The sequence below is a fragment of the Bacillus sp. FG16 genome, from assembly GCF_057809515.1.
This window is the reverse complement of record NZ_JBMDKC010000016.1, coordinates 66,298-72,897: the sequence shown is the minus strand read 5'-3', so window position 1 is coordinate 72,897 and position 6,600 is coordinate 66,298. Positions and strand designations below refer to the sequence as shown.

At 36.9% G+C, this 6,600-nt stretch carries 7 protein-coding genes; all 7 read right to left on the bottom strand.

Annotation, left to right across the window (positions count from 1 at the left end):
• Positions 1-69: 69 nt before the first annotated feature.
• Positions 70-1,008, bottom strand: coding sequence for a primosomal protein DnaI (gene dnaI / locus ACODS7_RS08715; RefSeq protein ID WP_000400120.1), 939 nt, complete (start codon positions 1,006-1,008; stop codon positions 70-72).
• A 33-nt stretch (positions 1,009-1,041) separates the two neighbouring features.
• Positions 1,042-2,451 carry a replication initiation and membrane attachment family protein gene (locus ACODS7_RS08710; protein WP_098629130.1) on the bottom strand — a complete coding sequence of 470 codons (1,410 nt, stop codon included), beginning with the start codon at positions 2,449-2,451 and terminating at the stop codon, positions 1,042-1,044.
• 152 nt (positions 2,452-2,603) lie between these two features.
• Positions 2,604-3,065: a transcriptional regulator NrdR gene (gene nrdR / locus ACODS7_RS08705; protein ID WP_001203687.1), complete on the bottom strand. Its 462-nt coding sequence runs from the start codon at positions 3,063-3,065 to the stop codon at positions 2,604-2,606.
• A 283-nt stretch (positions 3,066-3,348) separates the two neighbouring features.
• Positions 3,349-3,732 carry an adenosylmethionine decarboxylase gene (gene speD / locus ACODS7_RS08700; RefSeq protein ID WP_002003660.1) on the bottom strand — a complete coding sequence of 128 codons (384 nt, stop codon included), beginning with the start codon at positions 3,730-3,732 and terminating at the stop codon, positions 3,349-3,351.
• A gap of 387 nt (positions 3,733-4,119) precedes the next feature.
• On the bottom strand, positions 4,120-5,148 hold the full coding sequence (locus ACODS7_RS08695) for a glyceraldehyde-3-phosphate dehydrogenase (protein ID WP_000198974.1): 1,029 nt from the start codon (positions 5,146-5,148) through the stop codon (positions 4,120-4,122).
• 109 nt (positions 5,149-5,257) lie between these two features.
• Positions 5,258-5,860: a dephospho-CoA kinase gene (gene coaE / locus ACODS7_RS08690; protein ID WP_029443389.1), complete on the bottom strand. Its 603-nt coding sequence runs from the start codon at positions 5,858-5,860 to the stop codon at positions 5,258-5,260.
• Between the two features lie 51 nt (positions 5,861-5,911).
• Positions 5,912-6,544: a sporulation membrane protein YtaF gene (gene ytaF, locus ACODS7_RS08685; protein ID WP_029443390.1), complete on the bottom strand. Its 633-nt coding sequence runs from the start codon at positions 6,542-6,544 to the stop codon at positions 5,912-5,914.
• Positions 6,545-6,600: the final 56 nt, after the last annotated feature.

The following is a 6,600-nucleotide window of genomic DNA, read 5'->3' as shown; positions in this document are numbered from 1 at the left end:
GAAAAACTGCACCTCCAATTGTTAGACTGTGTCTAACAATTGGGGTGCAGTTCAGCTCAGCTTGCTCTTTTACTTATGACGACGGTTTTTCCCACCAATTGGAATTGGTTTCGCTAAATATTTAATTCGTTCCATAATACGTGCTGCCTTCATTTCTTCAGCCTCACCACGCTGTGTATACGTTAAATGATGTTCCAGTTGTTTAAAATCAAAATTAGACGTAAAGAACGTCGGTAAGTTTTCTAACATACGGAATTGCAAGATTGCACCAAGCACATCGTCACGCACAAAGCTCGACATCGCTTCTGCCCCGATATCATCTAACATTAGAACTTGTACGCGTTTAACCGCATCAATTTTTTCGCCAATCGAATTATCTTGAATCGAACTTTTAATTTCACGTAAAAATTCCGGGAAGTATACGAGCATCGAACTTATTTTCTTTCGAGCAAGCTCGTTCGCAATTGCTCCTAAAAGGTACGTTTTCCCTACACCAAATTTACCGTACAAATATAAACCTTGTGCTTTTTTTCCTGGTTCATATGTACTTAAAAATTCATTCGCTGCACCAATCGCATCGATACGTGCATTTAAATCAGAAGGGTCTAAGTTTTCCATAGTTGCCTGTAAAATATCCGTTGGCATATATACACTTTGAACGAGTTTTTCATATTTCTTTCTCTCGTCATATGCTACTTTTCTAACGCAGCGATCGTATTGAATATCAATCATTTTCCCTTGAATAACAAGCTTTGGCTCATACCCTTGCAGCATATTTTTACATGCACCCAAATCCGGACAATCTACGCAACCTACACTTTGTCCAATATATTCATATAACTTCACAAGACTGCGCTCAATCATAGAAGTCGTTACTTCACCTTTATGTTCGTCTATAAATTCTTTCACACGCGGATGCGCCATTACTTCTGCCTTTAATACTTCATATCTATTTTTAAAGTTTTCATTTTCCATTAATTTTGTAAATGAATTTTGAATATGCTCCATTTTCTCACCTCAAAGAGCGTTCATTCTCTTCTATTAATCACGCTTATATTTTTTTAACACTTCTTCTAATCGTTTTCGTTCATCTTCTAGCGTACTTGCATCTTTTTCTACACTTACATCTTTCTTCGCTGTTTCTTTCTCTTGTTCTTTCGGCTCTTCTTCCTTAAGCCAATCTGGCACCATTTCTTTTCGTACCGTTTTCTTCGCCGTACGGCCTTTTTTCTTCGTCTCAGCCCACTCTTGATATTGACGATTCTCTTCTTTCGCTAACGCCATCGCGTCCGCTACTGTGCCGACCTTTTTACGTGCCCAATGCCCAGCAATCTTCTCAACATACGTTTTCGCAAGTTTCATATCTGAGCGTAGCATAACGTAATAAATAAGTACATTCACAACTCCTGGTGTCAATTTTTGATTAATCATGACATCTTCAACAATTTGCAAGTCCGCTTTCGTTGCCTCTGCACCACCAGAAATCTCTTTCAATAGTTGTTTTGGCGAGATTTCCTCTAGCTGCTTTATTAGCATCTCCTCTTGTGATGAAGGCTCTTTCTCTTTCATCGTACGTGCAGCATGAGGCTGTACTCTTTCACTTAGTACCGGTAATGCTTGACCATTTTCAAATTGATACCAATCGCGCGCTCCTTTTCTAAGCCTTTCCATATCAATTGTTTGCATCTCTGTCACCGCACCAAGAACGATATTTTGCATCGATAACACATCTACACCATACACGTAAGCAAGTGTTATAACGCAGTCTCTTACTTGATCTGTAATCGCCTTTTTAGGAACAAGAGCGGACAATCCATCTACAAATAAAGAGAAATCAAAGAAATCATTCCAAACTTTCGGAGCGTCTCCCTTCTCGTTACTTGGCATAGTTGTCGTTTTTGGAATACGAAGGTCTTCTTGCGCATGCTCAAGCTGTCCTGGATTAAACGAACCAAACACATCATTGAAAGAGCGCGTAACATTTTCATAAGAAGCAAAATCAAATTCTTCTTCTAAGAAATATTGCTTTACTTGATTATATTTTGTCCGACTCAATCGATTGTATAAAAAGATACTTAAAACAATATCATCAAAAAACTGCTTCGGAGATAAAGGTGGTTGCAATTCATATATGAACATTCGAATATCTTTTTCTTTCTTAATATATACCTTCAAAAGCCCAATTGCCTCTAACTTTACTCGTTCCTCATATATTTCAGGAAGTTGCATTTGCATAGTCACCATAAGGGAATGATGTGTATTCTCTTTTCCAAATACACGACCTTGCTCTAGCTCCCCCCATAGTGTCATGTATAAGCTAAAAGCTCTACTACCTATTAACGGCTGATACAACATCGTTAATACTTTTCGGTCGTAATTATGCAGTAGCCCTTTCGCACTTACTTTATAACGATCAATCGGCAATAGCTCCATCCATGATTGTTTTTCCATTCTTGCTTTTCCTTTCTCTCATCCAATCTATCCTCTACTTCATTCGCTCTATCTTCATTATATAAATTCTTAGTGAAAAAGAGCTATTAGCTTACGCTTCTAGCTCTTTTATCCTATTACTTACGGTATGTAAAGAGAATAAAATACAACTTCTACTCTCTTTCTTTTTGCAGTATATCTTTTAATTCTTCAATAAATACATTTAAATCTTTAAATTGACGATATACAGAAGCAAAGCGTACGTAAGCAACATCATCAATATCGCGAAGTTCTTCCATAACAATTTCACCAATCATATCACTTTTCACTTCTGATATACCTAAATTACGCAGTTCACGTTCCACGCTTTGTGTTACTTCTTCTAATTGTCTTAAAGATACTGGTCTTTTTTCACACGCTTTAATTAAACCGCGTAAAATCTTTTCTTTATTAAACTCTTCTCTTGTGCCTTCTTTTTTAACAACGATAAGAGGTGACTCTTCTACCCTTTCAAAGGTCGTAAAGCGACTTAAACAACTTTCACACTCTCTTCTTCTTCGAATAGAGCGCCCCTCGTCTACCGGACGCGAATCTAACACTCTTGTACCATTATGAGAACAGGATGGACAACGCAATTCATTCACTCCTTTACACTATACTCTTTATTTTTCTCTACTCAATTCACCTAAAATATATATACAATATTATATAACTCATTCTAACTCTCTTACCACTTTAAGTTTCAGCGCATCACTTTATCATCTCATACTTAAAAATAAGATGGTATATAGGGCACTACCTCATTTGCAAGAGTCCAATTTATTCAACTAACAAGTACGTTATATTTTCCCTTTTTTATAAACTAAAAAAGAGGTGCATTATACACCTCTTTACATTTTAAATCAATTATGTTCTTTTTTAAAGAGCTTTTGTTTCTCTCTGCTTAATTTCGAAGCTACCAGTGCCTCGAGGAAGCTCGATGCTCTCACGCGTTTTCGCGTTTAAACCTTCTGCAATATATTCTGCAGCAACATTTGGATCAATACGATCCCCACAAGTATAAACATCAATACTTGCGTAACCGTGCTCCGGAAAGCTATGAATTGTTAAATGTGATTCTGAGATAATTACTACTCCACTTACACCTTGTGGTGCAAATTTATGGAAAGCAACCTCACGCACTTCAGCACCAGCTCTTAGTGCTGCATCCACAAATAATTGTTCAATATACGGCATGTCATTAAGCTTGTCGAAATCGCAATCCCAAAGTTCAGCGATCACGTGACGACCCATCGTATCCATAGTATCCATTCTACAGTTCCCCCTTGTAAATTTATTCTAACTGTTCGAATTGAAAACTAATTTGCAATTTGGCTTGCTCCACTACCACGGGGGAAAGTTAGTCCAGAGAGGTCCTAACCCTTTAAGTAGTGACTACGTACCTCAGCTCTTAAGTTTACGAGTGTTAGTATACTTTGTTTATTTTCATTTTGCAACAACAGTTTTTTCGATTTTCTGTCATATTTTCCTCTTTACTTTTCCCTAAAAAAAATAAACGATTCACAAATGCAGTAATCACAACGTTTCGTGGTATGTCCACTTTTTAAAATATACTTATATAATTTTTTTCCTTTTCAGAAAAAAATAAAAAAAGAGGGCAAATATTGCCTTGCCCTCTCCCTCATTCACTTAAATGTGTTGCACATTTTCTTGTTTCGCTAACTCTTCAACAACTAACGTTACAAGATCTACAACACGACGAGAGTAGCCCCACTCGTTATCATACCAAGCAAGTACTTTCACTTTACGATCACCCATTACCATTGTAGATAAACCATCAATAATAGCTGAGTGTGTATTTGTATTAAAGTCGATAGATACTAAAGGCTCTTCGCTGAATTCTACAATACCTTTTAACGCACCGTTTGCAACAGTTTTGAATGCATCGTTAATAGCTTCAACTGTTACATCACGTTTTACGTCTACTACTAAGTCAACAAGAGACACGTTTGGCGTTGGTACACGAAGTGCCATACCATGAAGTTTTCCGTTTAAATGCGGAAGAACTTTTGCTAGCGCTTTCGCAGCACCTGTCGTTGTCGGAATAATTGATTGTCCGCAAGCACGTGCTCTTCTTAAATCTTTATGTGGGTTATCAATATTTTTTTGGTCATTTGTATAAGCGTGAACTGTCGTCATTAAACCGTTTTCAATTCCGAACTGCTCATCTAACACCTTAACAACAGGCGCTAAACAGTTTGTTGTACAAGATGCATTTGAAATAACAGTATGTTTTGTAATATCTAATTGGTCTTCGTTCACACCAACTACAATTGTTACATCTTCATTTTTACCAGGCGCTGTTAAAATAACTTTTTTCGCTCCAGCTTCAACGTGAAGAATTGCTTTTTCTTTCGAATTAAATTTACCAGTTGCTTCAATTACAACTTCAACACCTAAATCTGTCCAAGGCAATTCCTTTGGATCGCGGTTGTTTAAAAGGCGAATCATTTTTCCATCAACTAATAAGTGATCTTCAAATGCTTCTACTGTTCCGTCAAACTTGCCATGAACTGTATCATATTTAATTAAGTGTGCTAACGTTTCAGATGGATAGCTTGCATTGATTGCTACAATTTCGAATGCGCTTTCTTTTATTGCTTGACGAAATACCATTCTCCCAATACGTCCAAATCCATTAATTGCCACACGAGTCATAATATGTTATCCCCCTTGAATGCGTTATACTATTTATCTCCAATCCCAATAATAGTATAACACAAAAAGGGGATATGTCACTAAGCATTTTCATTAATTTCACAATTTTTTAGTCAATAATGTTCCACTTCTTTAAAATTACCTGCAATTGTGTTTTCGTTCCCATAATTGTGCCATCATTATTTATCACTTCATCTGCATTTTTCACTTTTTCTGCTAACGGCATTTGAGATTGAATACGAGCTGTCGCTTCTTCTTCCGAAAAACCATTTCGTTTCATCAAACGTTCTAATTGTGTATCAGGCGTAACTGCTACAACTAAAATGCGGTCAACGAGACTTGTTAATTTGCTTTCAAATAAGAGAGGAATATCTAACACAATCGCTTGCATACCTTCTTTTATGTACATTTCCTTTTGTCTATTCATTTCCTCACGCACTGCAGGATGCACAATTTTATTTAACTGCAATCGTTTTTCTTCATTATAGAAAACGATGCTTCCCAATTTTGGACGATCCAGTTCCCCATCTTGTTGTATCACTTCCGCTCCAAACACTTCTACTATTTTGTTATATGCTGGTTTTCCTTGCTCTACAACTTCTCTTGCAATAATATCTGCATCAATAACTGGTATGCTCAGTTCACGAAACATTTCTGATACCGTACTTTTTCCGCTTGCAATGCCTCCCGTTAATCCAATTACTACTGTCATAATAATCCTCCTCATAATAAAAGGCGCGAAACTAATGTTCCACGCCCATACTTACATTTTCCAAATTCCAATAATGATGAGTAATACTCCAGGCAGGAATGTGAATTTTTGTAACCACTTCATATTTGATAAAACCGTTCCAAGTTTCATTCCAATAAATAAAAACAAAGAACTCATAACTGCAACTAATATCGCCATCATAGCGGGTGCATACCCTAATAAAGATGCACCAATTCCGGCACCAAATGAATCTACAGAAAGAGCTATACCAAGAAGTAATGCTTCTCCTGCAGAAATGGTGCCTGATTTATCAAAATCTGCAACAGTCGGTTTCCGTAAAATTTGAATCACTAGCCCTAGCGAGGCAATCTCTAATTTCCAGACCTTCTCCTCTTGCTTCGATTCTTCTTTTTTCTCACTTCGAAAAAATTGATATAATACCCAAATCCCTATTCCAATAAGAACAAGCCCACCGATACGCGTTGCGATAACAGGTGAAAATACTTTCGCGATCATATGTCCAATTCCCATTGAAACAAGCATAACAGCCGCTGAACACATTCCGATAATTATAATTGATCTTAGTGGAATTCTTACGCTTCTTAAACCATATGTTAGCCCTACACTACAGCTATCTAAGCTTAATGTAAAAGCTAATAAAATAAGAGATAAATAAAGGTACATCGGTAAGCTCCTCCCTTATACATAGCTCTGCTGTATGTATATGACAAATGCCTATC

What these genes read in the sequence shown, in the direction of transcription:
- dnaI (WP_000400120.1), bottom strand. Translation starts at nt 1,008, where the DNA reads ATGGAGCATATTCAAAATTCATTTACAAAATTAATGGAAAATGAAAAC.
- ACODS7_RS08710 (WP_098629130.1), bottom strand. Translation starts at nt 2,451, where the DNA reads ATGGAAAAACAATCATGGATGGAGCTATTGCCGATTGATCGTTATAAA.
- speD (WP_002003660.1), bottom strand. Translation starts at nt 3,732, where the DNA reads ATGGATACGATGGGTCGTCACGTGATCGCTGAACTTTGGGATTGCGAT.
- ACODS7_RS08695 (WP_000198974.1), bottom strand. Translation starts at nt 5,148, where the DNA reads ATGACTCGTGTGGCAATTAATGGATTTGGACGTATTGGGAGAATGGTA.
- coaE (WP_029443389.1), bottom strand. Translation starts at nt 5,860, where the DNA reads ATGACAGTAGTAATTGGATTAACGGGAGGCATTGCAAGCGGAAAAAGT.
- ytaF (WP_029443390.1), bottom strand. Translation starts at nt 6,544, where the DNA reads ATGTACCTTTATTTATCTCTTATTTTATTAGCTTTTACATTAAGCTTA.